Source organism: Streptomyces sp. 11-1-2 (assembly GCF_003595545.1).
Lineage (GTDB): Bacteria > Actinomycetota > Actinomycetes > Streptomycetales > Streptomycetaceae > Streptomyces > Streptomyces hygroscopicus_B.
Genome location: NZ_CP022545.1, coordinates 9799968 through 9824763, shown reverse-complemented (window position 1 = coordinate 9824763; position 24796 = coordinate 9799968). Strand labels below are relative to the sequence as shown.

Here is a 24796-nt window from a genome sequence, read left to right as displayed (position 1 = left end):
GAGCTCAGCGGGCGTTCAGCGAGTAGGCGGTGACCTCCAGCGCGGTCTCCACGACCACGTAGTCGGGCGTCTGCCAGGCGGTTTCCCCGGCGTCCGTACGGGTCCGGTCCGTCGCCTCGGGAGCTGTGTGCGGTGTGGTGTCGTTCATGGCTTCGACCTGCCTTCCATCTGGGTGGGGATTGGTCAACGGGACGGGACGGACCGTCAGTCGGGCCGTTGGTCGGCGGTGAAGGATCCGCAGCGCCCCGCCGTCGGGGGTGGTGCTGTCGTCCGCGATGGTCGATGGCGTCGTCGTCGGGCACGGGGTCATGAGCCGCTGCCGGGGTAGGCGGTTCCGATGCGCACCTCGTCGAGCAGCAGCTTGCGGTAGTGCTTGGTGTCGGTGGCCGCCGCCCAGGTGCTGTTCACCGTGAGCCGGACATAGCGCTTGGTGGTGGCGGGGATGTCGATGAACGCCACCCCGCGGGCGCTGGGCAGCGTTCCGCTCGCCACCGGGCTGCCCCAGTCGCGCCCGTCGCCGGAGACCTGCACCTGGTAGTCGCGGATGCGGGCGGACTGCTCGGTGTCGGAGCGGGCGTAGGAGACCGACCACTCCCGCTGGTTCACCGCCAGATAGCGCAGGCTCTTGGCGGACCGCAGATCGAAGGTGACCGAGGCGGGCAGGGTGGTGCTGTTGTCCCAGTAGGTCTCCGGATCGCCGTCGAGCACGGCGGAGGCGGGGTGGCCGCTCGCGGAGACACTGGCGCTCGCGCTGACGGAACTGGCCGGAACGACACCCTGGCGGCCGTCGGTGCGGACCGCGAGGACGGTGTCGTACGGATCCCAGGCGCTGATGCCGGAGATGGTGATCCTGCCGTCGCTCTGGCGGAAGTTCAGCTTCTTGCCGGTGCGGAAGTCGGTGACGCCGGTCGCCTTGTAGCCGTTGTCCCGCACGGTCAGCGTGGAGCCCGAGGGCCTGGTGAGGACGTGGACGAAGTGGCGGTCGGGGTCGGTCTTGCTCACCGTGGTCACCCCGTGGGCGCCGTCGTTCCAGGCACCGGGCTGCAGTCCGCCGTAGGAGTAGCCACCGCCCTCGGTGCCGCCCAGCGACCCCCAGATCTTGTCGAGATAGCTCTTGGCGTAGTCGTTGAAGGCTTCCTGCTTGCTCGGGAACCGCCCGTTCACCTGGGCGGTTTCGGCCATGAGTGATTTGACGGAGGATCCGGAGTTGCTGATCAGCCGGCCGAGGGTGAGTCCGTGGTCCACCACCGAGTCGGTGCCGCTGTACCACCAGGCCCCGCTGCTGGGCAGCTTGAAGCAGGCTTCGGTGAGCCGGGGCTGCGGGGTCCAGATGGCCTGGGGATAGTCGTAGGCCGGGGTCATCCCGGTCTTCTGCTCATTGCTGACCGTGTCCATGATCGGCGTGTCTTCGTTGTTGTTGCTCAGCAGCCAGCCGGGACGGTCGGCGCGGATCTTCTCGTAGAGCCCGTGGTCGATCCAGTAGTCGTTGTCGTTGTCGATCCAGAACCCGGACAACTTCGGGTACTTCCGCATCACTTCCACGAAGTTGTCGTAGGAGTATTCGCCGAAGCCGTCGCGCGTGGTCAGGTCGACGTCATGGCCCTTGTAGGCCGAGTAGGCCGCCGAGTCGAGCCATTCATGGCCGCCCTCGGCATGCCACTGCGGATCGTCGGTCATATAGAGCATGACCTTCAGCCCCTGGGCGTTCGCCGCGTCGATCAGCTCGCCGAGGAAGTCCCGCTTGGTGGAGCAGCTTCCGGGCACGGCGGACGGCCAGGCCCGGGCGTAGCCCAGACGGCTGTGGAAGGAGGCGAGCACCAGGTAGGAGGCGTGCAGCTTTTTGGCCTCGGCCACCCAGTAGTCGGCCTTCCAGCCGCCGTCGGTGACGGCCTTCTCCCAGGCGGAGCAGCTCGTATAGCCGGGCGAGGTGCGCATGCCCCAGTGCAGGAAGAGGCCCGCCTGGGAGTCGCGCAGCCACTGCTGGCGGGGGTTGACCACATCGGCCCGCGCCGGGGCGGGGCCGGTCAGGGCGAGGGTGGCGACGAGCGACAGCACGGCTGCCAGCCAGGCGCCGAGGCGCCGGCGCGATCTGCGGCCCATGAGGGCTCCTTCTCGAGGGCGTACGGTCATGTGCCGTTCTGTTGCAGCGTCACCGGCTGTTGGGGTCCGGTCAATAAGCGTGCGTCAAAAATCCTCCGACCTATCCGGCTGTACATTCCCTGTGCGACACCAAGAAACAAGCGGAACCTGCTGGTAGTTGGCCACTTTTCGCCGACCGCCACCCACACCACCACCTCCTTGGTCCACACCATTCCTTGACTCATCGCACCACACCTCCTACCTTCCGCGATGCACTGTCCGCGCTCAAAGGAGATGATCATGCAAAGATCCACACGATCACGCGGTCTTCGCTCCTGCCTCGCGGCCGTCACCGCGGCCACCACGGTCGCCGCCGGCGCCCTCACCGTGAGCCTCACCACCGCGGCGCCGCAGGCCGTCGCGCTGGACAACGGCCTGGCCCGTACGCCCCCGATGGGCTTCAACAACTGGAACGCCACCCACTGCGACGCCTCGTTCAACGAGTCCATGGTCAAAGGCGTCGCCGACGCGTTCGTCTCGCTCGGCCTCAAGGACGTGGGCTACACCTACGTCAACATCGACGACTGCTGGGCCGAGCCGAGCCGGGACGCGAGCGGCAATCTGGTGCCCCACCACACCCGCTTCCCGAACGGCATCAAGGCCGTGGCGGACTATGTGCACGCCAAGGGGCTGAAATTCGGGATCTACACCAGCGCCGGCACCAAGACCTGCAACGCGGCGAACGGCTTCCCGGGCGGGCTGGACCACGAGAAGCAGGACGCCAAGCAGTTCGCCTCCTGGGGCGTGGATTACCTCAAGTACGACAACTGCAACAACCAGGGCGTCGACGCCCAGAAGCGCTACCAGGCCATGCGCGACGCACTCGCCGCCACCGGCCGCCCGATCCTCTACTCGCTGTGCGAATGGGGTCAGACCACGCCCAAGGTGTGGACCTGGGGCGAGCCGGTCGGCAACTCCTGGCGCACCACCGGCGACATCAGCGACAAGTGGTCCAGCATGATCGACAAGCTGCACATCAACGACGATCTGGCGCAGTACGCGGGCCCCGGCCACTGGAACGACCCCGACATGCTGGAGGTCGGCAACGGCGGGATGACGGCCACCGAGTACCGCACCCACTTCAGCCTGTGGGCGATGATGGCGGCGCCGCTGCTGATCGGCAGCGACATCCGGAACGCCTCCGCGACCACCCAGTCGATCCTGAAGAACACCGACATCATCGCGCTCGACCAGGACACTCTGGGCAAGCAGGCCACCATCGTCTCCTCCAGTGACGGGAAGACCGTATACACCAAGCAACTGGCCAACGGCGACCGCGCGGTGGCGCTGCTCAACGAGAACTCGTCCAGCAAGACCATCTCGACGACGGCGAGCGCGATCGGCCTCGGCGGCTCGTCCTCGTACCGCCTGAAGGACCTGTGGTCGAAGGCCACCTCCACCACGAGCGGCTCGATCAGCGCCTCGGTGCCCGCGCACGGCACGGTCGTCTACCGGGTCTCCCGCGGTTGACCGTGGCCGACCTGTTGACGCATTAGGAAGCCTTCCTTACAGTCCCCCCATGTGAACAAGGATCAGACAGGAGAATCCTTGATGGAGCGTTCACCGCTCTTACCACGCACCGCCCTCGCTCTCGCGACCTCCGCCGCGAGGGCCGACTCGGACGCGTACGCCGACTGGTCGGTGACCACCGACGGCAGACGAGTCGCCTCGTACAAGCGCACCGGCCTCCGGACCACATACCTGCTCACCCGGAACTTCAAGGCATACAAGCTCCAGTAGGAGGGCGCGCGATGAAGAGCTATCGGAAGACCCTGGTGGCCGCGGCCGCCACCACCGCACTCACCGCGGGGCTGCTGCTCACCCAGACCGGCACCGGCAGCGCCGCGACCTCGGCGGCCGACTCGGCCCCCTCGGACATCAAGACCGTCTCGTCCGGCTGGTCGATCCCCTGGGGGCTGAGCTGGCTGCCCGACGGCTCGGCCCTGATCACCGAGCGGGATTCGTATCTCGTCTACAAGCTCACCCAGTCGGGCACCAGGACCAAGGTGGGCACGGTGCCCAATGTGGTGACCACCGGCGGTGAGGGCGGGCTGCTGGGCATCGCGGTCTCCCCGAACTGGAACAGCGACCACGCCGTCTATCTGATGCACACCGCCTCCGACGGCAACCGCATCGCCCGGATGACCTACGACGGCTCCTCGCTCAGCGGCTACAAGGCGCTCGTCACCGGCATCAAGAAGAACAAGTACCACAACGGCGGACGCCTGAAGTTCGGCCCGGACGGCTATCTGTACGCCACCACCGGGGAGGCCCAGACCCCCGATCTCGCCCAGGACAAGAACTCCCTGAACGGCAAGATCCTCCGGATGACCACGGACGGCAAGCCCGCCCCGGGCAATCCGTTCGGCACGCTCGTCTACTCCTACGGCCACCGCAATCCGCAGGGCATCACCTGGGACCCGCAGGGCCGGCTGTGGGAGGCCGAGTTCGGCGACAGCAAGTACGACGAGCTCAACCTCATCGAAGCGGGCAAGAACTACGGCTGGCCGATCTGTGAGGGCGAGTGCTCCACCTCGGGGATGACCAGCCCCAAGCGCCAGTGGCCGACCGGCGACGCCTCGCCCAGCGGGGTCACCTACGCCGACGGCGCGATGTACCTGGCGGCGCTGCGCGGTGAGCGGCTGTGGCGGATCCCGGTGGACGGGACGAGCGCGGGCACCCCCAAGGCGTACTACACCAGCTCCTACGGGCGGCTGCGCACCGTGGAGACCGTGCCGGGCAAGAACACGCTGTGGCTGTCCACGACCAACGCCGACAACAACGGCGGGGAGCCGGACGGTGCGGACAAGGTGTTCCAGGTCGAGTTGAAGTAGCGCCTTCGCGGGTGAGCGTACGGGCGCGGTCCGCGGACCGCGCCCGTACGTCCGTGTCGCGCCCCTACGTCCGTGTCAGTGTGCGAGCCGCTCGTTCATGAGCAGGAAGGCGCCCAGACCGTGGAGGTCGTTCGTATTGCGCGGCCGGTTGAGGTAGTAGGCCAGGTCTCCGACGTTGGTGCCCTCGCTGATGTCGGAGATGTTCGTCAGCCCGTCGGAGCCGACCGACACCTTCCGCAGCACGCCCTGATAGCCCCTGCGCGCCGCCGAGGCGTAGCTGCCGCCGCTGATCCAGCCGTGTTTCAGGGCCGCGTGCAGCATCAGGGTGTACATGCTGGAGGCGGAGGTCTCGGTCCAGTTGCCGGGGTCGCTCGCCTTGTCGACGACCTGGAACCAGCGGCCGGTGGCCGAGTCCTGGTAGCGCGCGAAGCCCTTCGCCAAGTGCCGTACGTTGCCGATCAGTTCGGCGCGGCGCGGGTGGTTCGCGGGGAGCATTTCCAGCACCTCCACATGGGTCATCGCGGTCCAGCCGATGGCCCGTGCCCAGAAGTAGCCGGAGGTGCCGGTGGTGGCATCGGGCTTCCACGGGGCGTCGCCGTCCGCGTCAAAGGCGTGGTAGAGCAGCCCGTTGGACGCCTTGAGGTGGCGGAAGTACACCGAGAGGTTCTTGGTGACCTCCTCGTACGCGTACGCCTGGTCGCCGTAGGCGATGCCGTAGCGCAGCAGGAAGGGCTGGGCCATGAAGACGCCGTCGCCCCACAGTTCGTTGGTCTTGCCGGTGGCGTGCCACATCCCGCCGTCGGCGGTGCGCGGATAGGTGGTGATCCGGTCCCGGATCTGGTCGGCGGCGGTCCGGTAGCGGGGGTCGCCGGTCTCCTGGTGGAGGATCAGCAGCAGATTGCCGGACTGCATCGCGTCGAGGTTGTCGAAGGTCCGGCTCATATGACCGTCGGCGTCGACGAAGTTGTCCACCCAGCGCTTGATGTACGCCAGGTACGAGGGCTCCTTGACCCGCTGGTAGACCCGGTGGGCGCCGAGCAGGAACAGCCCACGGGTGTAGCCCCAGCCACCGAGCGAGGCGGGGTCGGGGTAGCGGGCGATGGTGGAGTCCACCACCGCCCGGGACCAGTCGGCGGGCGCCGCGCCGGCGCCCGCCGTCGGGAGGAGAAGGCCGCCGGTGATGCCCAGTGTGCTCGTGAGCAGGGTTCTGCGACTGATCACTGGAATCTCCTTGGGTGTCAGGGCGCCCTACTGGACGCCATGTACACGCCAAGAATATCGGCGAACGTTCCGTACCGGAGCAAAAGCGGAGGAAAGCCGAGAATCCGCCGTACCCGTCAGTAGTCCGGCCACCAGCCGACCGGTGGCGGGCGCGAGCATCAGCCCCAGCATGTTGTGACCGGTCGCCAGCAGCACCCGGGGATGGCCGGGCACCGGGCCGATCAGCGGCAGCCCGTCGGGGGTCATGGGCCGCGGCCCCACCCACTCCTCCTGGCGGTCGTCCCAGTCGGCATGGCGCAGATACGGGCGCGCGGCGGCGACGATGGCATCGATGCGCCGCTGCCGGAACCGGTCGGCGTCGCGCTCGAACTCCATCGTCCCGGCGACCCGGACCCGCTTGCCCATCGGAGTGAGCACCACCTTGGCCGCGCCGAGGTGGACCAGGCGGGAGGGCGGCGGCTCGGCCGCCACGGAGAAGCTGTACCCCTTGCCCGCCACCAGGTCGACGTCCAGGCCGAGCCCGCGGACCAGCTCGCGCGACCAGACGCCCGCGGCGATGACCACCGCGTCGCTCCGGTACGTCCCCGCCGAGGTGCGCACCTCGGTGCGGCCACCCCGGTCCGTGACGGCCGACACCCGGGCGCCCTCGACCAGTTCGACGCCCTGGCCCCGCAGCCGCTCGGCGAGCCGGTCCACGAAGAGCGAGGGGTCGAGCGACCACTGGCGCTCCACCACGAACCCCGCCCGCGCGCCGTCGGTGAGCGAGGGCTCCGCCTCCGCGAGCCGGGTCCCCTCCAGCACCCCGCCGGACGCGATGGGGGCGTCCAGCCGGCGGAAGGCGGCCAGCGCCTCGGCGGCGTACTCCCGGGAGGGGAAGGCGAACAGGAACCCGTCCTTGTGCGCCTCCCCGTCGACACCGGCCGCCTCCAGCTCCTCGAAGAGCCCGAAGGTGCCCTTCGCGAGCGCGCCGAGGGCGGCGGACCCCCGCGCGTAGTGGCGCGAGGTGGCCCGCAGCCCGAACCGGACCAGGAACCGCAGCAGTTGGGCACCGGCCGGGGGGTGGATGGCAAGCGCGCTGTCCGGACGGTGCAGTCCGCGCAGCGCCGTACCGATGACACCGGGCGCGGCCAGCGGTTCGACCAGGTCGGGGCAGACCTCCCCGGCGTTGCCGCGGGACGCGCCGCTGCCCAGCCGGTCGCGTTCGAGGACGGTGACCCGCAGCCCGGCGGCGCTGAGGTAGTGGGCACAGGCCAGGCCGACGACTCCGCCGCCGACGATCGTGACCGTGGCGGGCGGGGTGTCCGGGGAGGTCATGAAGGCTCCTTCACCGCGGGAGACGGTGTGGTCGTAGAGGTGTCACGGCGGGTACGAAGACGCCCGCGGGGGCTGTGGTCCGCGTCCGCCGCGCTGGCGTCGGCGAGGGTGAGCCCGCTGGTCTCCGGCGCGAGGACGTACGACGTGCCCCAGCCGATGACGCAGATCACCGCGCCGAGCAGCATGGCCAGCCGGGTGCTGTGGTCGAGGACGACGGGCGCTCCCCAGGTGCCGATCGCGGCGCCGACCCGGCTGATGCCGGTGGCGAAGCCGTTGGCGGTGGCCCGCACTCCGGTCGGGAACAGCTCGGAGGGGTAGATGGCCTGCAGGCACTGGCTGGAGAAGGCCGCCACGCCGAAGGCCGCGAACAGGACCACCACGACCGCCGGTGCGGGGCGGGCGAGGGCCGCGAGGCAGAGCAGGGGGATCGCGGAGAGGCCGAAGCTCCACAGGAGCAGGGTGCGCCGCCCCTTGTTGATGACCAGGATCCCGGAGAGCGAGCCGAGCACGAAGAAGATCTGCACCACGACCGAGCCCAGGTAGGAGTCGTTGCCGTCGGCCAGTCCGAAGGAGGACAGGATGGTGGGTTCGTAGGTGGTGATGGCGTAGATCGGCAGGAGCTGGCAGGCCCAGAAGACGCTGACGAAAATGGTCCGGCGCAGATAGGCGCCGCGGAAGATATCGGTGTAGCGGGTGCGCGAGGCGGTGTCCGCCTCCAGATCGGCCAGGGTCGCGTCCGGGCCGAGCATCTGCTTCAGCACGGCCTCCGCCTCCTGGTTGCGGCCCTTGCTGAGCAGCCAGCGCGGCGACTCGGGGGTGCCGAAGCGCAACAGGAGGATGAGGACGGCGGGGATGGCGCTGCTCGCGAGCATCCAGCGCCAGTTGTCATGGCCGGAGGACATCATCGCCCAGCCGACGACATAGGCGACGGCGGCGCCGACCGACCACATGGTGACCATGATGACCAGCAGCGGGCCCCGGGAATTGCGGGGCGCGAACTCGGAGGCGATGGTGCCCGCGATGGCGAAGTCGGCGCCGATGGCGATGCCCATGAGGAAACGCAGCACGGTGAGCTGCCAGGGATCGCTGACGAAGAACTGTGCCGCGGAGAGCAGGATGAAGGCGGCGATGTCGAAGAGATAGACCTTCTGCCGCCCGACCCGGTCGGTGACATAGCCGAAGACCAGGCCGCCGGCGAACATGCCGACCAGGGAGGCGGAGCCGACCACTCCGGAGTCGAAGGAGTTGAGGTGATAGTCGGCGGTGAGAAGCGGAAGCGCGACGCCGATGATGCTGAGGATGTAGCCGTCGCAGAACTCACCACCGCCGGCGTAGAGCGTGATGAGCCAGTGGGTGCGGGTGGGACGGGATTTCTCCAGTGATGCTGTGCTCATGGCCGTCTCCTGAGGAGATGCTCCTGGGGAGGAGGAGGACGGATGGCCGGGCGGTCGCGAGGCGCCCGGTGCTGATGTCCGAAGACGGTAGGCAGCGTCCGGCGGTCGGTCATCGTTGGAATCGTACGAACCGATCGCCACCTGGAAGCCCATGCTTGTACGATCCGTCCATGGACCCCTCGATCGATCCCATGAGCGGCCGTCCCGTCCTGACCCCGGAGCTGGCTCAGGAGATCGCCCAGGACATCGGCCGGATCACCGGCTTCAATGTGCTGATCACCGACCCCTCGGCGGTTGTCATCGGCTGCGGCGACCTCGAGCGCGTCGGCACCGTCCACGAGGCGTCCCTGGAGGTGGTGCGCACCGGGCGGCCCGCCACCCACACCGCCCAGCAGGCGGGCCGGATGCGCGGAGTGCGGCCCGGGATGAGCCTGCCGATCACCGTCGGGGAGGAGGTGATCGGCACGGTCTGTCTGACCGGGGTACCGGCGGAGGTGCACCGCTTCGGCCTGGTGGTACGGCGGCAGACGGAGATCCTCCTGGAGGAGGCGGCGCTGCTGCGCTCGCGGCTGCTCCATGAGCGGGCGGTCGACGACTTCGTACGGGACATCGCGCTCTACGACCCCGAGGTGGTCGACGCCGGAGCGGTGGACGCCCGGGCGGTGGAGCTGGGTCTGGCCCCCGGGCTGGCCCGGGCCGCGGTGCTGCTGGAGGTGAGCCAGGCGGACGAGGGCGCGGCGGCGGTCTCCCGGATCACGGTGCTGCGGACCGTACGGGAGGTGTTCCGGGACCGGCAGGACGTGGCGGGCGTCCAGGCGGCGGGGCGGTACGTGGTGCTGGCCGCCGCGCACGGCGAGCGGACGGCGCCGGGACGGCTCACCGACGCCTGCGGCCATCTGCTCTCGCTGCTGTACGACCGGCACGGTCTGGACGGCCGGATGGCCGTCGGTGAACCCGGCGCGGGCACCACCGGGATGCACCACTCCTATCGCGACGCCGCCACCGCGCTGCGCACCGGACCGGCCGTCTTCCCGGGCGACCGCGTTTTCACCGCCGCCGACCTGCGGATACCGCATCTGCTGGGCGCCGCTCCACGGCAGGCTCGGGCGCGGTTCGCCGACGCCGTGCTGGGGGAGCTGCCCGGACAGCCCGACTGGCCGACCTTGCGGGAGACGCTGATCGGCTGGGCGGAGGGGGGTTTTCATCTGGTGCGGGTCGCCGAGCGGCTGCACATCCACCGGAACACACTCCTGTACCGGCTGGAGAAGATCGGAAAGTTGTCGGGGAGACAGGTGCGGGAGCCGGCCCAGGCCATCGAGATGTATCTCGCCTGCCTGACCGACATCCTCCAGGAGAGCGCCACCCAGGGCAAGGTAAGGTAAGCCTGACCTTACCCACTGGAGTTGTCCGTGCGCCCCCACCGCCTGTTCCCCCTGCTCTCGGCCGCCCTCGCCGTCACCGTCCTCACCGGCTGCGGCTCCTCGGATGCCGCGTCGTCCTCGACGTCCTCGAAAGCCCCGGAGTCCCGAGCGGCGGACGGCGCCTTCCCCCGCACCGTCACTCATGCGCAGGGCGGCACGCCGCTGAAGGCCGAGCCGAAGCGCATCGCCGCGATCAGCACCGGGCAGCTCGACGATCTGCTCACCCTCGGCGTCGTGCCGGTGGCCACCACCCGCGCCGACCACGCCGGACTCGTCCCCACCTATCTGCGCACGGCCTTCCCCCGGCAGGCCAAGGCGCTCGGCGCGATGGCGGACATCGGCACCCGCGCCTCCCCCAACATGGAGAAGCTGGCCGCCGCCAAGCCCGATCTGATCCTGGTCAACAGCACCCAGGGCAATCTCTACGCCACCCTGTCCGCCATCGCCCCGACCGTGGTCACCAAGGGCCGCGGGGTGAACTGGAAGAAGGATCTGCTGACCGTCGCCGACGCGGTGGGCAAGCGCGAGCGGGCCCGCACCCTCCTCACCCGCTTCGAGAAGGACGCCGCCGACCAGGGCGAGAAGCTGGGCGGCGAGCACACGGAGCTGTCGATGGTGCGCTTCAACCCCGACCGGGTCCGGATGTTCGGGAAGAAGTCGTTCACCGGCACGATCGCCGACGACATGGGGCTCGGCCGCCCCAAGTCCCAGCGCTTCGACGACATCTCACAGGACCTCAGCGGTGAGCGGATCCCGCAGATGGACGGCGACTGGATCTTCTACTCCGTCCAGGGCCGCCCCGGAAAGACCGACGCCGCCACGTATCTGTCCAATCCGCTGTGGAAGAAGCTGGGCGCGGTCCGCGCCGGACATACCGTCAAGGTCGATGACGACCCCTGGTACCTCAACGCCGGGCCCGCCGCCGCCCGGGTCGTCCTGCGCGACATCACCGAGCGCCTCGGGCGCTGACACCGGACCCTTCGGACGCTGACGCCGAAACCTCGGGCGCTGAGGCCGGACACCTCAGGCGCTGAGGCCGGACACCTCGGGCGCTGAGGCCGGACACCTCAGGCGCTGAGGCCGGACACCTCGGGCGGTGACTCGGGGCGTCCCATACGGGCGTCCCGTATGGCCGAAACCGGACCCCTCGACCGGCGGGCCGGGCCCCTCGACGCCCCGGCCGGCCGTGTCAACCTCCGACCGGCATAAGCCACCGTCACACCCCGTATGCGATCGGGACAACGCGTCACCACAAGACCGTCCTCAGGCAATAGTCTCGGCGTACAGGACGTGGCTTAAGGAGGCGCCCATGGGGACCGGCGATCGTGAGCAGACATACGCACGGGCTCGGCAGGAGGCCGAGCGGCTCACCGCGAGCGGCATCCAGGGCATCGCGCTGACCTGGGTGGACAACGCGGGTCTTACCCGGGTGAAGTCCGTGCCCACCGCGCGGCTGCCCCATGCCGCGCGTCGCGGGGTCGGTATGTCCCCCGTCTTCGACGTCTATCTCGTGGACGACTCCATGACCACCAGCCGCCATGTCGGCGGCCCCGACGGGGATCTGCGGCTCATCCCCGATCTGGACCGGCTCACCCCACTGGCCGCCCAGCCCGGCTGGGCCTGGGCCCCGGTCGACCGGTACGACCAGCGGGGCCGGGCGCACCCCGTCTGCCAGCGGCTGTTCGCCCGGCGGATGGCCGAGCGGGCGCGGGAGCGGGGGCTGAGCGTACTTATGGGGTTCGAGACCGAGTGGGTCGTCACCACCGGCGACCCGGACCAGGACCCGCCGCACTACCCCTCCGCCGGTCCCGCCTACGGCATGGCGCGCGTGGCCGACCTCGCCGACTACCTCGCCGATCTGCTCGGGGCGCTGGACGCACAGCACACCGAAGTGCTTCAGCTCCACCCGGAGTACTCCCCCGGGCAGTTCGAGGTGTCCCTGGCGCCCGCCGACCCGGTCGGCGCCGCCGATCTCGCCGTGCTGGTGCGGGAGACGATCCGGGCGTGCTCCGGGCGCGCCGGGCTCAACCCGATGTTCGGCCCGGTGGTGGACCCGGGCGGGGTCGGCAACGGCGCCCATGTCCATCTGAGCCTGTGGCAGGGAGACCGCAATCTGTGCCGGGACGGCGACGGGCCCAACGGCATGACCGCGACGGCCGAGGCGTTCCTCGCCGGGGTACTGCGCGAACTGCCCGCCCTGCTCGCCATCGGCGCCCCCTCCCCCGCGAGCTACCTCCGTCTCGAACCCTCGCGCTGGGCCGGGGCGTACCAGTGCTGGGGCCTGGAGAACCGCGAGGCCGCGGTGCGCTTCATCACCGGCCCACCGGACGACCCGGGGGCGGCCAACGCCGAGATCAAATCCTTCGACCCGGCCGCCAATCCCTATCTGGTGGCGGGCGCGGTCATCGCCGCGGGCCTCGGCGGGCTGGACTCCGGGCTCTCCCTGCCGCCACCCGTCTCCGGGGACCCCGCGGTCGAGGGGCGCGAGCGGCGGCTGCCCACCTCGCTGCTGACGGCGCTGGAGCACTTCGAGGACTCGACGGTGCTGCGCGAGGCGCTGGGCGATCCGCTCTTCGAGTCGATCGCCGCGGTGCGCCGGGCGGAGGCCGCCCTGTTCGAGAAGTCGTCCCCGCGGGAGATCGCCGTCGCGACCCGGAGGCGGTACTGACCGATGGAGGCCGCCGAGCAGACGGATCCGACCGAGCCGCCGCTGCCGCCCCTGGTGGACCACCACTGCCATGGGGTGGTCCGCTCCGAGCTGAGCTCGGCCGTGTTCGAGGCGTTCCTGACCGAATCCGACGCCCCCGCCGCGCTCGGCACCACCTTCTTCGACAGCCAGCTCGGGTTCGCGGTGCGCCGCTGGTGTCCTCCGCTGCTGGGCCTCGAACCGCACTGTCCGCCCGCCCACTACCTCGCCAGGCGGCGCGAGTTGGGCCCGCGGGAGGTGACCCGGCGGCTGCTGAGCGCCGCCGGGATCAGCGAGTTCCTGGTGGACACCGGGCTGCCGGGCAATCTGACCACCCCTCAGGAGCTGGCCCTCGCGGCAGGCGGCACCGCCCATGAGATCGTCCGTCTGGAGCAGTTGGCGGAGCGGATCGCCGACACCTCACTGACCGCCGACGACTTCCTGGCCGGGGTGGCGGACGGGATCCGGGAAGCGGCCCGTACGGCGACCGGTTTCAAGTCGGTGGCCGCCTACCGCCACGGACTGGACTTCGAGCCCGATCCGCCGGGCCCCGGCGCCGTCCACACCGCCGCCGAACACTGGCTCGCCCGGCGCGGTCAGGGCGGCACCGCCGCCGCCCGGATCACCGACCCCGTACTGCTGCGCCATCTGCTGTGGTCGGCGGCGTACACCGGACTGCCGCTGCAACTGCACACCGGATTCGGGGATCCCGATCTGCGGCTGGACCGCTGCGATCCGCTCGCCCTCACCGACTTCATCCGCGCGGTGCGCCCCACGGGCTGCACGCTGATCCTGCTGCACGGCTATCCGTACCACCGCGGCGCCGCCTATCTGGCCGCCGTCTTCCCCCATGTCTACGCCGATGTGGGACTGGCCCTGTCGCACACCGGGGCGCGGGCCGGGGCCGTACTCGCCGAGATGCTGGAGCTCGCCCCGTTCGGCAAGGTGCTGTTCTCAACCGATGCCTATGGGCTGCCCGAACTGTATGTGGTGGGGGCGCGGCTCTTCCGGGAGGCGCTGACCGGACTGCTGACCCACTGGGTCGCGGAGGGCGCCTGGTCGCGCCGCGACGCCCGCCGGGTGGCCGCGCTGCTGGGCGCGGACAACGCCCGCCGCGTCTACGGCCTCGGCACCCCGGCCCCTCGCGAGGGCTAGGGCCCTCCGGCGGATCTTCGCGCCCGTGACACCAGCGGCTCCCACCGCGGGGCCCGGTGCGGCATCCAGCGGGTCAGTCGGTGTCCCGACCGGTCCCGATGAGGTAACCACCGAGTCCGGCGACCAGTACGAACGCGGTCAGGACCAGCGGCCCGGCGAACCGCCCCAGCCACGCCACCGCACGACGGCAGCAGGTGCCCCAGCGCCCGGAGGCGCGGTGCGTGGCGGGCTTCCGGTTGGCGGTGCGGTCGCTGTGGCTCGGAGCCGGGGGCAGCGTAGCCGTGCCGTGCCTGTCTGGGGAGCGTAGGGGGTCCACTCGCCAGTGACGTTCAATGGTCACGAGGAACTGGCCATGATTCAGCCCCTGTTGTTCGGTGTGGAGGATGGCCCAGCGCGCGACGGGACCGGGGTCGTTGTCCACCCGCCCCGACGTGGCGGGACACGTCATGCACTCGGCGAGATAGATCCCGTCCGGCGCTCCCTGCGCGCGCTCGGCACTGAGCACCAGGTCCGAACCTCTCAGGATGGTTCGCGTCACTGCCACGCCCCCGGCTCGAACCGACAGGGGCGCGTGATGATCTCCCGGTAGGTGAAGTGCTCCGGGTTCGCCTTCAGGTGGCCGGATGCCCACGCGTGCGCGGGGGCCTGGTCCCCGTTGGGCTCTCCGGTCTCCTCGCACACCGCGCACTGCATGGCGAACGTGAGCGGTTCGGCGTCAGGCTCCGTGTCGGGGATGAGCTGGAACCCACGGAAGCGGTAGATGGCCCGGGTCATGCCCTCCCCTTTCCGGCGAGAGCACGCCTCTTGCTGTGGTGGGGGTGTCGCCTCAATAACACTTCACAGTCGGTGACCTTGCTCAGGTCTCCGGACTTGCGTGCCGCTTCCTTCTCGCGTTCCAGGCGCGCGCATTCGGCACACTTCACGCTCATGACGCCCCCACCGTGCGCCGTGCCTCTTCCAGCCGTCGCGCCATATCGCACGGCTGGTCAGGCGTGCACGCCTTGCACTCCTGTCTGTGCATGCGGTAGGCCGCTTGAAGTTGCTCAATGTCAGCGGTACGGGGGAGTTCGGAGATTTCGCGTTCAGGCACGGCAGACCTCCGCCGGGCGAAGATCTTCGGGGCATGCCTGCCATTCCTTGCCCCCGTGCTGGGGCTTGAGCAAGGCGTACGGTCCGCCCCGGCCCATGTAGACGCCTACGTGGTCGGTGGTCTGGTCTCGGACGAGTGTCCCCACGTTCGGGTGATCGTGGCTACTCTTACGCACGGCTGCCTGTCCTTCCTCTTAGGTGTACAGGTGGTCCGCGCCCCCGGACGTTCGCCCGTCGCGGGGGCACCCTGCTGAGCGCGTTGCACGTGTTCCATGAGCTTCGAGGCGGCAGACGCCCGAGAGAACCGCGAACGGGGAACCCCGCAAGCCACTTTGGGGAACCCCATTGCGGGGAATCCGGGGCTACCCTGGGGAGATCACTTCCGTCCCTGCTAGGTGGCCCATGGACGAACGCGAGAATCAACGCGCCGGCTATCCGCTGACGATTCCTGACGCGCTGCTTCGGAGTGAGGCCATGCAACGGGCATGCGCCACCCGAAACTTCCGGGAGATCTTCCGACTCGTCAACAGGCGTACAGGCTCAAGTCATGCGGCCATGGCCGCCGCCATCGGCAAGATGACGAGTTCCCGCGTGAGCGACATCATCCGGGGCGTCCGTGGTGTACGCGGCCAACAAGTAATCGAACGTGTCGCCGATGGCTTCGGCATTCCCGGCGACATGCTCGGACTGCCAAGACGGTCATGGGAGGGTTCCCCAAATAACATTGACGGAACCGCCAATACCGGCACTACCGTCGGAGCTATGACTGATTCCGAGGCTAAAGCGCGTGCTCAGCATGTACGGGAGAACCCCGGAAGCCTCGACCTATTGGCAGTAGCTGAACTCCGGCAACAAGTACAAACCCTCGACGCGCGCTATGTCACTGAACCGTCTACGGCTCTAATCGCCGAGATCGGGCAGCACTTGGGGCAACTTGCATACTGGCATAGTCACACGACCACGTACGCTGTTCGCCGAGATCTCTATGCCGCACAGACGGAAGCCTCCACACTAATGGGGCAATTGGTATGGGATGCTTCGGGAAGGACCGACCACGACACCCCTCGCGCTTACTTCGCTCAAGCTGCCGATGCGGCACGTGAATTGCGCGATCCCGTTGGCGAAGGACTAGCTTTGCTGCGCACCTCTTTTGTTGCCCTATACGGGGAGAGGAATCCGCGCGCCGGCCTAGAACTTGCACAGCACACCGCCGACACGGTTGAGAATACTAGCCACGTTCTCGCGGGCCTAGCTGTTCTGCACACGGCCGAGGCTTACGCGATGCTACAGCAACGCCGAGACTCCGAGAAGGCATTGAGAAACGCCGAATGGCATTTCAGTCAAGTTGGTGCCAACGATGTCGGTACATCAATGTTCTCTCCTGGCCAGTTCGGGCGATTGGCCGGCTCTTGCTTTCTTTTCTTAAATGACACTGCTCGCGCGCAGGAGTTACTAGAGAGTACCGCTAAAGAGTTGCGTGAGGGATCAAAATCTCATGCTATCGCTCTGGGGAATCTGACTCTTGCCTATATTCGGCAACGGAAGGTAGACGAAGCTGTCGGTACGCTCGGCGAAGCGATCGGCATTGTAGAGCGCAATCGGGGCGGCGGCGGGCTGAACCTCATCTTTCAGGCAGGTCGCGAACTGCAACCCTGGCGGGACGTCCCGATAGTGCATGAACTGAACGACCGGCTTCTGGGTGTCATCGCATCGGCCTAAGACAGAAAGTGCATCGATGAATAGGGCGCATATCCAACATGCTAAACAAGCCGTCCGCGAACGTGTCTGGGGCCTGCTGGAGCCCACACACGGAGACGTGACGGGCCGTATCCCCTCCTTCATCGGCGCGGACTCTGCCGCTGCGCGTCTTGCTGCGCACCCTGCTTGGCAGAACGCGAGGGTCATTAAAGCGGTTCCGGACAAGGCGCAGTTGCCCGTGCGAGCCCGAGCGCTCCAAGAGGGCAAGCGGGTGTATATGGCATCATCGAAGCTAGCCACAGAGAAGCCGTTCTACCTACTGGACCCTGGAAAACTCACCGCCCCAGTGCGTGAAGCCGCCGAACGTCGCATAGCAGCAAAAGTTGCACAGCCCGTAGATCTAGACGAGATGTCGCCAGTTGACTTGGTTGTCTGCGGGAGCGTTGCCGTGAACCCGGATGGTGTGCGGCTCGGAAAGGGCGCAGGATACTCCGATATCGAAGTTGCCCTGCTTCAAGAGGCTGGACTCATCGGCCCGGACACCCTCATTGCGACCACCGTTCACCCCCTCCAAGTCCTGGACGAGACGCTACCGGAGGCAGAACACGATTTCCGCGTGGACCTGATCATCACGTCCGATAGAGTCATCGAATGCGCACCACGCCGACGCCCGCCCGGAATCATCTGGGAACACCTCACCCCTGACGCCATCGCCGCAATTCCCACACTCGCAGCTCGCAAGCCAACTGACGCACAAAGCGCATGAAAGCCTCACTCCAGGCAAATTGCGATGCATGGAGCGCGGCTTTTTGGAGCCTTGTAACTCATCGGGGTCAGGTCCACGTGAACCACAACTTGCGACAGGCGTGACACGCGCCGCCCGCCTACTGCCGCCAACGTCCTGCCCCGCAACAACTAGACGAGCTATTCGGAAGGGTGACGGTGCGGGCATGGGGTTGCAGGAAATGCGCCGCGCCACCGCGGCGGCGGTTGATGCGGCCTTCGACAGTGTTCAGGCTGGACGCGCGGATGTAGCGTCGTGATCATGGATTTCCTGACTGGCACCACCACCGACCAGGCGCCGGCCGATCCAGCTGCCACCGACGACATGCTGGCCGGCCAGCCCATCGGCTACTGGAGTGGTCAGGCGCACGCGGTCGTTACCCGGCAGCTGCGTGACGCCATGGCTGGGATCGACGTCACGCAGCCTCAGTACTGGGTACTCAACAGCGTCAAGTACTGGCCTGCGGCGCCGAGCCGCGACGAGATAGCCGCCCAGCTGTTGCCCCTCGCAGACGGGCAACACGAGATCCCCCGTGTCGTCGCCCAGTTGCTCCACCGCGGCTGGCTGCGGACCGACGCCGGACATCGTCTGCACCTCACCGACGCAGGAGAATCCGCCAGGATACGGCTGCGCGAGCTGGTAACCGAACTTCGTGCCGTGGTCCACGACGGCATCAGCGACGAGGAGTACGTGGCCGCGCTCAAGGTGCTGCGCAGGATGATCTCCAACGTCGAGGGCGCCAGGAACCCGTAGGCGTACGTATCGAAGCAGCCGGACTGGAACAGGCGCCTGCGGGCCGCGCTCCCGCTCATCAAGCAGGCGATACGGCTCCTCGCGACGTACACCGATTTCTGGTTCGACAGCCACTGGATCATCGACTCCAGCCCGGTGCCGTGCGGCATGTCGAGGCCGATGGTGGAGCGGGCGGGAACGGGCCCCCGCCCGGCGCGGAGCGCATACCCAGTACCGTGCCGGAACGTACTCGACCGTAACCGGAGGAGATCGCATGCGGATCGGCGGCACGACCGTCCTGCTCACCGGGGCCACCGGCGGCATCGGGCAGACACTGGCCCGCGCGCTCGCGGCCAAGGGTGCCAAGCTGCTGCTCACCGGGCGCCGTGAGGAGGTGCTGCGGCCGCTGGCCGAGCGGCTGGGCGGCCGGGTGATCGTCGCCGATCTGGCCGAACGGTCCGATCTGGAGCGCCTGGTCGAGGAGGCGGCGGACGCCCGGATCCTCATCGCCAACGCCGCGCTGCCCTCCAGCGGCCCGGTCCTGGACTACCGGCCCGAGGAGCTGGACCGCGCCCTCGACGTCAATCTGCGCGCACCGATGCTGCTGTCGCGGCTGATGGCGCCGCGCATGGTGGAGTCGGGATCCGGTCAGCTGGTGATGATCGGCTCACTGTCGGGCCGTACGGCCTCCCCCGGCGCCGCGCTCTACAACGCGGCTAAGTTCGGGCTGCGCGGCTTTACCCTGGGCCTGCGGCAGGACCTGCATGGCACGGGGGTGGGGGTTTCGCTGGTGCAGCCCGGATTCGTGGGCGACGCCGGGATGTTCGCCGACGCGGGCACGTCCCTCCCCACCGGGGTCCGTACGATCTCCAGCCGCCGGGTGGCGGCCGCGACCATCCGGGCCATCGAGCGGAACCGGGCCGAGGTGAACGTGGCCCCGCTGGAGCTGCGCCTGGGCAGCGCCCTCGGCGGGCTGTTCCCGACCCTCGCCGAGCGGGCCCAGCGGGGCGCGGGCGCCGGGGAGACGTCCCGTCAGCTCGCCGACGGTCAGCGCGGCAAGCGCTAACGCCACGGCCTGATGCGCGGGCGGTGTCAATGACCCGTCCGCGCACGGGTCATTGACACCGCCCAGCCCCCATGCCAAAGTTTCGCGACCCTGATTAGACAACGTTGTCAAGCGGAGGTGCGTCCCATGCGGTCGCTGATCGGTGGAATCCGTGCGCGCGCGGCGGGCACGGTCGCGGGGGTGATGACGGCGGCGCTGCTGGGCGGCGGTCTGCTGGGACCGCCGGGGGCGACGGCCGCCGCCGCGGCCGGGGACCCTCCGGCCGACCCCACCTCGCTGGTCCATCCCTTCGTGGGCACCGAGAACTTCGGCAACACCTTCCCCGGGGCGAGCGCCCCGTTCGGCATGGTCCAGGTCAGCCCGGACACCGGCGGTCAGGGCGGCTACGACTACGACCAGAACGCCATCCACGGCTTCAGCCAGACCCATCTGTCCGGCGTCGGCTGCGGGGTGGCGGGCGAGCTGCCCATCATGCCGACGACCGGCGCGGTCACCGACGTCGACCCGGACCACTACCGCTCCACGTACAGCCATGACGACGAGGAGGCCACCCCGGGCTACTACCGGGTGGGCCTGAAGACCTACGGCATCGACGCCGAGCTGACCGCGACCCAGCGCACCGGCTGGCAGCGCTACACCTTCCCGGCCACCGGCGCGGCCAATGTGCTGTTCAACACCGGCAAGGCCAATCAGAACGTCTTCGGCTCCGAGATCCGCGTGGTCGGGGACCGGACCGTCGAGGGCCGGGTGGAGGCCGGGAACTTCTGCGCCGGAAAGGACCGGCACACCGTCTATTTCACCGCCACCTTCGACCGCCCCTTCGCCTCCTACGGCACCTGGCGCGGCACGACCCCCTCCCCCGGCTCCCGCGAGGCGGCCGGAGAGGGCGGCAACGGCGCCTGGGCCAGCTTCGACGCGAGCCAGGACCGGGATGTGGTGGTCAAGGTCGGGCTGTCGTACACCGGGCCGGAAGGCGCCCGTAAGAACCTCGCGGCCGAGACCGGGGACTCCTACGACTTCGACGCCACCCGCGCCGCGCTGCACGACACCTGGCGCGAGAAGCTCGACGCGATCCGGGTCGGCGGCGGCACCGAGGAGCGGCAACGCGCCTTCTACACCGCGCTGTACCACGCCCAGCTGCACCCCAATGTGGCGGGCGACGTGGACGGCCGCTACACCGGTTTCGACGGCGCGGCCCACACCGCCTCCGGCTATACGCCGTACCAGAACTTCTCGCTGTGGGACACCTACCGGCCGCAGAACCAGCTCCTGGAGCTGCTGGAGCCCGGGGTGGCCCGCGATGTCGCGCTGTCGGTCGTCGCCATCGGCCGGGACGGCGGCTGGCTGCCGCGCTGGGCGCTGGCCAACAGCGAGACCAACATCATGACGGGCGACCCGGTGACCCCGTTCCTCGTCGAGGCGTGGTCCAAGGGGCTGCTGGCCGGGCACGAGGACGAGGCGTACGCACTTCTGAAGAAGAACGCGACCAGCACCCCGCCCGCCGACTCCCCCTACAACGGCCGCTCCGGAGTGGACTATTACCGCAAGCTGGGCTACGTCCCCTCGGGGCTGAAGCTCGGCACCGACTGCGCCGACAAGGGCGGTGACAACGACTGCGTCCACCCCGCCTCGGCCACCCTGGAGTACTCCGCCGCGGACGCCGCGCTCGCCCTGATGGCGCGCGGGCTCGGACACCGCGCCGACGCCCGGATGTTCGCCGAGCGCGGCCAGACCTTCCGCACGCTGTGGGACCCGTCGATCGGGCACTTCCGGCCGCGCACGGCCGACGGGGCGTGGGTGACCCCGTACGACCCGGTGGAGGCGGGCAAGCAGTTCCACGAGGGCGGCGCCTACCAGTACCAGTGGCTGGTACCGCAGGACCCGGCCGGTCTGGTGGAGCTGATGGGCGGCAGGCGCGCGGCCGAGAAGCGGCTGGACGACTTCTTCGCCTACGACAAGCTGCTCACCGACCCGGCGGGCACGGCCCGTAATGACTGGATCTCCGCCCCGTACGACTACTACGGCAAGCCCACCTACAACCCCAACAACGAGCCCGATCTGCACGCCCCGTACATGTATCTGTGGGCGGGCGCGCCCGCGAAGGCGGCGACCGCGGTACGGGCGGCGATGACCCTGTTCACCACCGGGCCGGACGGGATGACCGGCAATGACGACCTCGGCACGATGTCGGCCTGGTACGTCTTCTCCTCGCTGGGCCTGTACCCGACGATGAGCGGCGGGGACTTCCTCGCCCTGTCCAGCCCGCAGTTCGCCTCGGCCGTGGTCCGCGTCGGGCGGTACGGCGCCCGGCAGGGCGGCACGCTGACGGTCACCGCACCGGGCGCGAGCGACGCCAAGCGGTATGTCCGCAGCGTCTCGCTCGACGGCCGTAACGTGGCGCGGACCTGGCTGGACTGGGACCAGGTCGCCCACGGCGGGAAACTGGCCCACCGGCTGTCCACCGAGCCGTCGTCCTGGGGCACCGGCCCGGGCGCGGAGCCGCCGTCGGTGGGCGCCACCCGCAAGGGCTGATACCGGCCGGTTGTGGTGTAGGTTCTAGGGCCCGCCTGGACACACGGGCCTGGGGGTGTGGTCGAGCGAGGGAGCGGGTGTCCATGCGTGCTGTGGTGTTCGACGACTTCGGGCGCCGGCCCGAGGTCCGAACCGTCGAGGACCCCGCTCCCTCCCCGCGCGGTGTGGTGATCCGCGTCGAGGCGACCGGGCTGTGCCGCAGCGACTGGCACGGCTGGATGGGGCACGACCCGGACATCCGGTTGCCGCATGTCCCCGGCCATGAGCTGGCGGGGGTGATAGAGGAGGTCGGGCCCGACGTCCTCAACTGGCGCCCGGGGCAGCGGGTCACCGTGCCGTTCGTGTGCGCCTGCGGGCGCTGTGCCGCCTGTGCGGAAGGCGCCCAGCAGGTGTGCGAGCGGCAGACGCAGCCGGGGTTCACCCACTGGGGCTCGTTCGCCGAATACGTCGCGATCGAGAACGCCGATGTGAACCTGGTCGGGATTCGCAACGAACTGTCGTTCACCACGGCCGCCGGTCTGGGCTGCCGCTTCGCCACCGCCTTCCGCGCCGTCGTCGCCCAGGGCCAGGTCGCCCCGGGCGAGTGGGTCGCGGTGCACGGCTGCGGCGGGGTGGGGCTGTCCGCGGTGATGATCGCCGCCGCGGCCGGGGCCCGGGTGGTGGCGGTGGACATCTCACCGGAAGCGCTCGCCCTCGCGGCCCGGTTCGGCGCGGCGGTGTGCGTGGACGTGGCGTCCACGCTGGGCTCGGTGGCGGAGGCGGTCGCGGACGCCACGGGCGGCGGCGCCCATGTCTCGCTCGACGCGCTGGGCTCCCCGCGGACCTGCGCCGCGTCCATCAAGAGCCTGCGCCGCCACGGCCGCCATGTCCAGGTCGGGCTGCTGCCACCGGCCGCCGGGACCCCGATGATCCCGATGGACCGGGTCATCGCGCAGGAGCTCCGCCTGCTGGGCAGCCACGGCATGGCCGCCCACGACTACGGCCCGATGATGGAGATGGTCGAGGCCGGTTCGCTGCGGCCGGATCTGCTGGTCACCGATGTCATCGGGCTGGACGCGGTCCCGGAGGCGCTGTCCACGATGGCGTCGGGGGCCAGGGGCGGGGTCACCGTCATCGAACCGCACCGCCCGCCGCTCACCGGGAACTGACGGACCGTCCCGGCGCTGACCGGAGGCTGACCGACCGCCCCGGCGCGGGCCCTCACACCGTCCCGCTGGTCCCCCGGCTCCCGCCCCCGCCGCCGGAACGGCCGGCGATGGCCGGAGGCGAACCGAGCCTCTGAAAAGGCGTGGGCGGTCCGGGTCAGAGCGGCACGGCGCCCGTCGCGAGGGCGGCGGCGGTCATCACCAGCGTGGTGCCGAACGCCCAGCGGAAGAGGAAGCGCTGGTGCTCCCCGAGCTGGACGCCGCTCATGCTGAGGAGGATGAAGGTCGCGGCGGTGAGCGGGCTCAGCGGGAAGCCGGTGGTCATCTGGCCGAGGACGGCGGCGCGGGCGATCTCGGCGTGGTCGGTGCCGAAGGCGTCGGCGGTCCCGGCGAGCACCGGCAGAACGCCGAAGTAGTAGGCGTCCGGGGTGAGGACGAGGCTCAGCGGCATGCTGGTGACGGCCACGAGCACCGGCAGATGCCCGCCGAGCCCGTTGGGAATGACGTCGACCAGCGCCTCGGCCATCTTCCCGATCATTCCCGTGCCACCGAGGATGCCGGTGAACACCCCGGCCGCGAAGATCATGGTGATGACGAGCACCACGCTCTTGCCGTGCCTCTCCAGCAACTCCTGCTGGTCCTCCCAGCGGGGGTGGTTGACCAGCAACGCGAGGACGAAGGCGAAGACGAAGAGCACGGGCAGCGGCATGGCCTCCAGCACCAGGCAGACCAGCAGCGCCACGGTGAGCAGCAGGTTGAAGGCGGTCAGCGCGAGGCCGGGGCGGGCGGCGACCCGCGGTGTGCCGGGGCCGTCCCCGACCGCCACCTCGGCCAGCGGGGCGGGCTCGACGGCTTCGAGCCGCCGCCGCTCACGGCGTCCGATGAGGTAGGCGGCCAGGAGCACCCAGGCGATTCCGGCGGCGAGGGCGGGCAGCAGCGGCGTGATGATGTCGGACGTGTCGATCTTCAGGGCCGCGGCGGCGCGGGCCGTCGGCCCACCCCACGGAATCATGTTCATCACGCCCGCGCCGAGGCCGACGACCCCGGCGAGCACCAGCCGGCTCATCCCGAGCCGCTGATAGACGGGGAGCATCGCGGAGATGCTGATGAGGAACGTCGAGGCGCCGTCGCCGTCCAACCCGACGCACACGGTCAGCACGGCGGTGCCGACGGTGATCCGTACCGGGTCGTTCTTGGCGGCGCGCAGAATGCCGCGGATCAGCGGTTCGAAGAGGCCCGCGTCGATCATCAGGCTGAAGTAGAGCACCGCGAAGGCGATCATGATGCCGGTCGGGGCGACCTTGGACAGCCCGTCGAGCGCCATCGGGCCCAGATCGTCGCCGTATCCGCCGATGACCGCGGTGACCACGGGCGTGAGGACGAGGGCGACCAGCACCGAGACCCGTTTGAACATGGTCAGCAGCAGGAAGCCGCCGATCGTGCAGAATCCCAGTGCTGCCAGCATGGCCGCTCGCTTCCTCGTCCGGTCGGGTGCTGCCGAAGAGTTTCCGAGCGGGGAAAGATCCGCGTCCAGCATTGAACACAGATCTATCCATGCGATCTGCGCAACAGTTCCGCCGCGCGGC

The 24796-nt window shown here is 69.4% G+C and carries 20 protein-coding genes and 1 pseudogene; 13 read left to right on the top strand and 8 right to left on the bottom strand.

Going from position 1 to position 24796, the window contains the following annotated elements; all coding sequences use genetic code 11:
• Window positions 1-4: 4 nt before the first annotated feature.
• Together pqqA and CGL27_RS42335 are read right to left on the bottom strand one after the other, a co-directional pair.
• A complete protein-coding gene (pqqA, locus tag CGL27_RS42340; protein ID WP_078639109.1) occupies window positions 5-148 on the bottom strand; it encodes a pyrroloquinoline quinone precursor peptide PqqA in 144 nt (47 codons plus the stop codon).
• A 158-nt stretch (window positions 149-306) separates the two neighbouring features.
• Window positions 307-2100 carry a discoidin domain-containing protein gene (locus CGL27_RS42335; protein WP_119992812.1) on the bottom strand — a complete coding sequence of 598 codons (1794 nt, stop codon included), beginning with the start codon at window positions 2098-2100 and terminating at the stop codon, window positions 307-309.
• A 273-nt stretch (window positions 2101-2373) separates the two neighbouring features.
• On the opposite strand from CGL27_RS42335, the pseudogene CGL27_RS42330 reads away from it, so the two are divergent.
• From CGL27_RS42330 to CGL27_RS42320, 3 genes and pseudogenes are all read left to right on the top strand, one after another.
• Window positions 2374-3600, top strand: a pseudogene (locus CGL27_RS42330) (glycoside hydrolase family 27 protein); the annotation flags it as partial.
• 90 nt (window positions 3601-3690) lie between these two features.
• Window positions 3691-3879 (top strand): hypothetical protein, encoded by a 189-nt coding sequence (locus CGL27_RS42325; protein ID WP_119992811.1) that lies wholly within the window; start codon window positions 3691-3693, stop codon window positions 3877-3879.
• 11 nt (window positions 3880-3890) lie between these two features.
• Window positions 3891-4973 (top strand): PQQ-dependent sugar dehydrogenase, encoded by a 1083-nt coding sequence (locus CGL27_RS42320; RefSeq protein ID WP_119992809.1) that lies wholly within the window; start codon window positions 3891-3893, stop codon window positions 4971-4973.
• A 75-nt stretch (window positions 4974-5048) separates the two neighbouring features.
• Here CGL27_RS42320 and CGL27_RS42315 read toward each other — a convergent pair whose 3' ends face one another.
• From CGL27_RS42315 to CGL27_RS42305, 3 genes are read right to left on the bottom strand one after another with little or no spacing between them, the layout of a single operon-like run.
• Window positions 5049-6194: a glycoside hydrolase family 88 protein gene (locus CGL27_RS42315; RefSeq protein ID WP_119992807.1), complete on the bottom strand. Its 1146-nt coding sequence runs from the start codon at window positions 6192-6194 to the stop codon at window positions 5049-5051.
• 27 nt (window positions 6195-6221) lie between these two features.
• A complete protein-coding gene (locus CGL27_RS42310; RefSeq protein WP_078639115.1) occupies window positions 6222-7508 on the bottom strand; it encodes an FAD-dependent oxidoreductase in 1287 nt (428 codons plus the stop codon).
• Window positions 7505-8902: an MFS transporter gene (locus CGL27_RS42305; RefSeq protein WP_078639116.1), complete on the bottom strand. Its 1398-nt coding sequence runs from the start codon at window positions 8900-8902 to the stop codon at window positions 7505-7507. Before CGL27_RS42305 ends, CGL27_RS42310 begins: the two co-directional genes overlap by 4 nt.
• A 170-nt stretch (window positions 8903-9072) precedes the next feature.
• Between CGL27_RS42305 and CGL27_RS42300 the strand changes: the two genes are divergently transcribed.
• From CGL27_RS42300 to CGL27_RS42285, 4 genes are all read left to right on the top strand, one after another.
• Window positions 9073-10284, top strand: coding sequence for a sugar diacid recognition domain-containing protein (locus tag CGL27_RS42300; RefSeq protein WP_119994818.1), 1212 nt, complete (start codon window positions 9073-9075; stop codon window positions 10282-10284).
• 27 nt (window positions 10285-10311) lie between these two features.
• On the top strand, window positions 10312-11292 hold the full coding sequence (locus CGL27_RS42295; protein WP_119992805.1) for an iron-siderophore ABC transporter substrate-binding protein: 981 nt from the start codon (window positions 10312-10314) through the stop codon (window positions 11290-11292).
• A 340-nt stretch (window positions 11293-11632) separates the two neighbouring features.
• The gene (locus CGL27_RS42290; RefSeq protein ID WP_119992802.1) at window positions 11633-12991 is read left to right on the top strand and encodes a glutamine synthetase family protein; all 1359 of its coding nucleotides are present in this window, start codon (window positions 11633-11635) and stop codon (window positions 12989-12991) included.
• 3 nt (window positions 12992-12994) lie between these two features.
• Window positions 12995-14164 carry an amidohydrolase family protein gene (locus tag CGL27_RS42285; protein ID WP_078639118.1) on the top strand — a complete coding sequence of 390 codons (1170 nt, stop codon included), beginning with the start codon at window positions 12995-12997 and terminating at the stop codon, window positions 14162-14164.
• 73 nt (window positions 14165-14237) lie between these two features.
• On the opposite strand, the gene CGL27_RS42280 is transcribed toward CGL27_RS42285, so the two are convergent.
• Window positions 14238-14702, bottom strand: coding sequence for a hypothetical protein (locus CGL27_RS42280; RefSeq protein ID WP_078639119.1), 465 nt, complete (start codon window positions 14700-14702; stop codon window positions 14238-14240).
• Window positions 14699-14938, bottom strand: coding sequence for a hypothetical protein (locus tag CGL27_RS42275; protein WP_119992800.1), 240 nt, complete (start codon window positions 14936-14938; stop codon window positions 14699-14701). The genes CGL27_RS42280 and CGL27_RS42275 overlap by 4 nt, the downstream gene beginning before the upstream one ends.
• A 717-nt stretch (window positions 14939-15655) precedes the next feature.
• Between CGL27_RS42275 and CGL27_RS42265 the strand changes: the two genes are divergently transcribed.
• The 6 genes from CGL27_RS42265 (at window position 15656) to CGL27_RS42240 (ending at window position 23213) form a co-directional block, all read left to right on the top strand.
• Entirely contained in the window at window positions 15656-16972 is a 1317-nt protein-coding gene (locus CGL27_RS42265) for a transcriptional regulator (protein WP_240450830.1), read from the top strand.
• 16 nt (window positions 16973-16988) lie between these two features.
• Window positions 16989-17717, top strand: a complete 729-nt coding sequence (locus tag CGL27_RS42260; protein ID WP_119992799.1) for a 5-formyltetrahydrofolate cyclo-ligase — start codon at window positions 16989-16991, stop codon at window positions 17715-17717.
• 279 nt (window positions 17718-17996) lie between these two features.
• Entirely contained in the window at window positions 17997-18488 is a 492-nt protein-coding gene (locus CGL27_RS42255; RefSeq protein ID WP_119994816.1) for a MarR family winged helix-turn-helix transcriptional regulator, read from the top strand.
• Window positions 18489-18741: 253 nt separating this feature from the next.
• Window positions 18742-19533 (top strand): SDR family NAD(P)-dependent oxidoreductase, encoded by a 792-nt coding sequence (locus tag CGL27_RS42250; protein ID WP_078639124.1) that lies wholly within the window; start codon window positions 18742-18744, stop codon window positions 19531-19533.
• A 126-nt stretch (window positions 19534-19659) separates the two neighbouring features.
• On the top strand, window positions 19660-22065 hold the full coding sequence (locus tag CGL27_RS42245; protein WP_119992797.1) for a GH92 family glycosyl hydrolase: 2406 nt from the start codon (window positions 19660-19662) through the stop codon (window positions 22063-22065).
• A gap of 83 nt (window positions 22066-22148) precedes the next feature.
• Complete coding sequence (locus CGL27_RS42240; RefSeq protein ID WP_119992795.1) at window positions 22149-23213, top strand: zinc-dependent alcohol dehydrogenase family protein; 1065 nt, start codon at window positions 22149-22151, stop codon at window positions 23211-23213.
• Window positions 23214-23367: 154 nt separating this feature from the next.
• Here CGL27_RS42240 and CGL27_RS42235 read toward each other — a convergent pair whose 3' ends face one another.
• Window positions 23368-24675, bottom strand: coding sequence for a citrate:proton symporter (locus tag CGL27_RS42235; protein WP_162953193.1), 1308 nt, complete (start codon window positions 24673-24675; stop codon window positions 23368-23370).
• Window positions 24676-24796 lie beyond the last annotated feature (121 nt).

Bases quoted from the DNA above. Each gene is read 5' to 3' on its own strand.
- pqqA (WP_078639109.1), bottom strand. From the start codon at position 148: ATGAACGACACCACACCGCACACAGCTCCCGAGGCGACGGACCGGACC.
- CGL27_RS42335 (WP_119992812.1), bottom strand. From the start codon at position 2,100: ATGGGCCGCAGATCGCGCCGGCGCCTCGGCGCCTGGCTGGCAGCCGTG.
- CGL27_RS42325 (WP_119992811.1), top strand. From the start codon at position 3,691: ATGGAGCGTTCACCGCTCTTACCACGCACCGCCCTCGCTCTCGCGACC.
- CGL27_RS42320 (WP_119992809.1), top strand. From the start codon at position 3,891: ATGAAGAGCTATCGGAAGACCCTGGTGGCCGCGGCCGCCACCACCGCA.
- CGL27_RS42310 (WP_078639115.1), bottom strand. From the start codon at position 7,508: ATGACCTCCCCGGACACCCCGCCCGCCACGGTCACGATCGTCGGCGGC.
- CGL27_RS42305 (WP_078639116.1), bottom strand. From the start codon at position 8,902: ATGAGCACAGCATCACTGGAGAAATCCCGTCCCACCCGCACCCACTGG.
- CGL27_RS42300 (WP_119994818.1), top strand. From the start codon at position 9,073: ATGGACCCCTCGATCGATCCCATGAGCGGCCGTCCCGTCCTGACCCCG.
- CGL27_RS42290 (WP_119992802.1), top strand. From the start codon at position 11,633: ATGGGGACCGGCGATCGTGAGCAGACATACGCACGGGCTCGGCAGGAG.
- CGL27_RS42285 (WP_078639118.1), top strand. From the start codon at position 12,995: ATGGAGGCCGCCGAGCAGACGGATCCGACCGAGCCGCCGCTGCCGCCC.
- CGL27_RS42275 (WP_119992800.1), bottom strand. From the start codon at position 14,938: ATGACCCGGGCCATCTACCGCTTCCGTGGGTTCCAGCTCATCCCCGAC.
- CGL27_RS42265 (WP_240450830.1), top strand. From the start codon at position 15,656: ATGGACGAACGCGAGAATCAACGCGCCGGCTATCCGCTGACGATTCCT.
- CGL27_RS42260 (WP_119992799.1), top strand. From the start codon at position 16,989: ATGAATAGGGCGCATATCCAACATGCTAAACAAGCCGTCCGCGAACGT.
- CGL27_RS42255 (WP_119994816.1), top strand. From the start codon at position 17,997: ATGGATTTCCTGACTGGCACCACCACCGACCAGGCGCCGGCCGATCCA.
- CGL27_RS42250 (WP_078639124.1), top strand. From the start codon at position 18,742: ATGCGGATCGGCGGCACGACCGTCCTGCTCACCGGGGCCACCGGCGGC.
- CGL27_RS42245 (WP_119992797.1), top strand. From the start codon at position 19,660: ATGCGGTCGCTGATCGGTGGAATCCGTGCGCGCGCGGCGGGCACGGTC.
- CGL27_RS42240 (WP_119992795.1), top strand. From the start codon at position 22,149: ATGCGTGCTGTGGTGTTCGACGACTTCGGGCGCCGGCCCGAGGTCCGA.
- CGL27_RS42235 (WP_162953193.1), bottom strand. From the start codon at position 24,675: ATGCTGGCAGCACTGGGATTCTGCACGATCGGCGGCTTCCTGCTGCTG.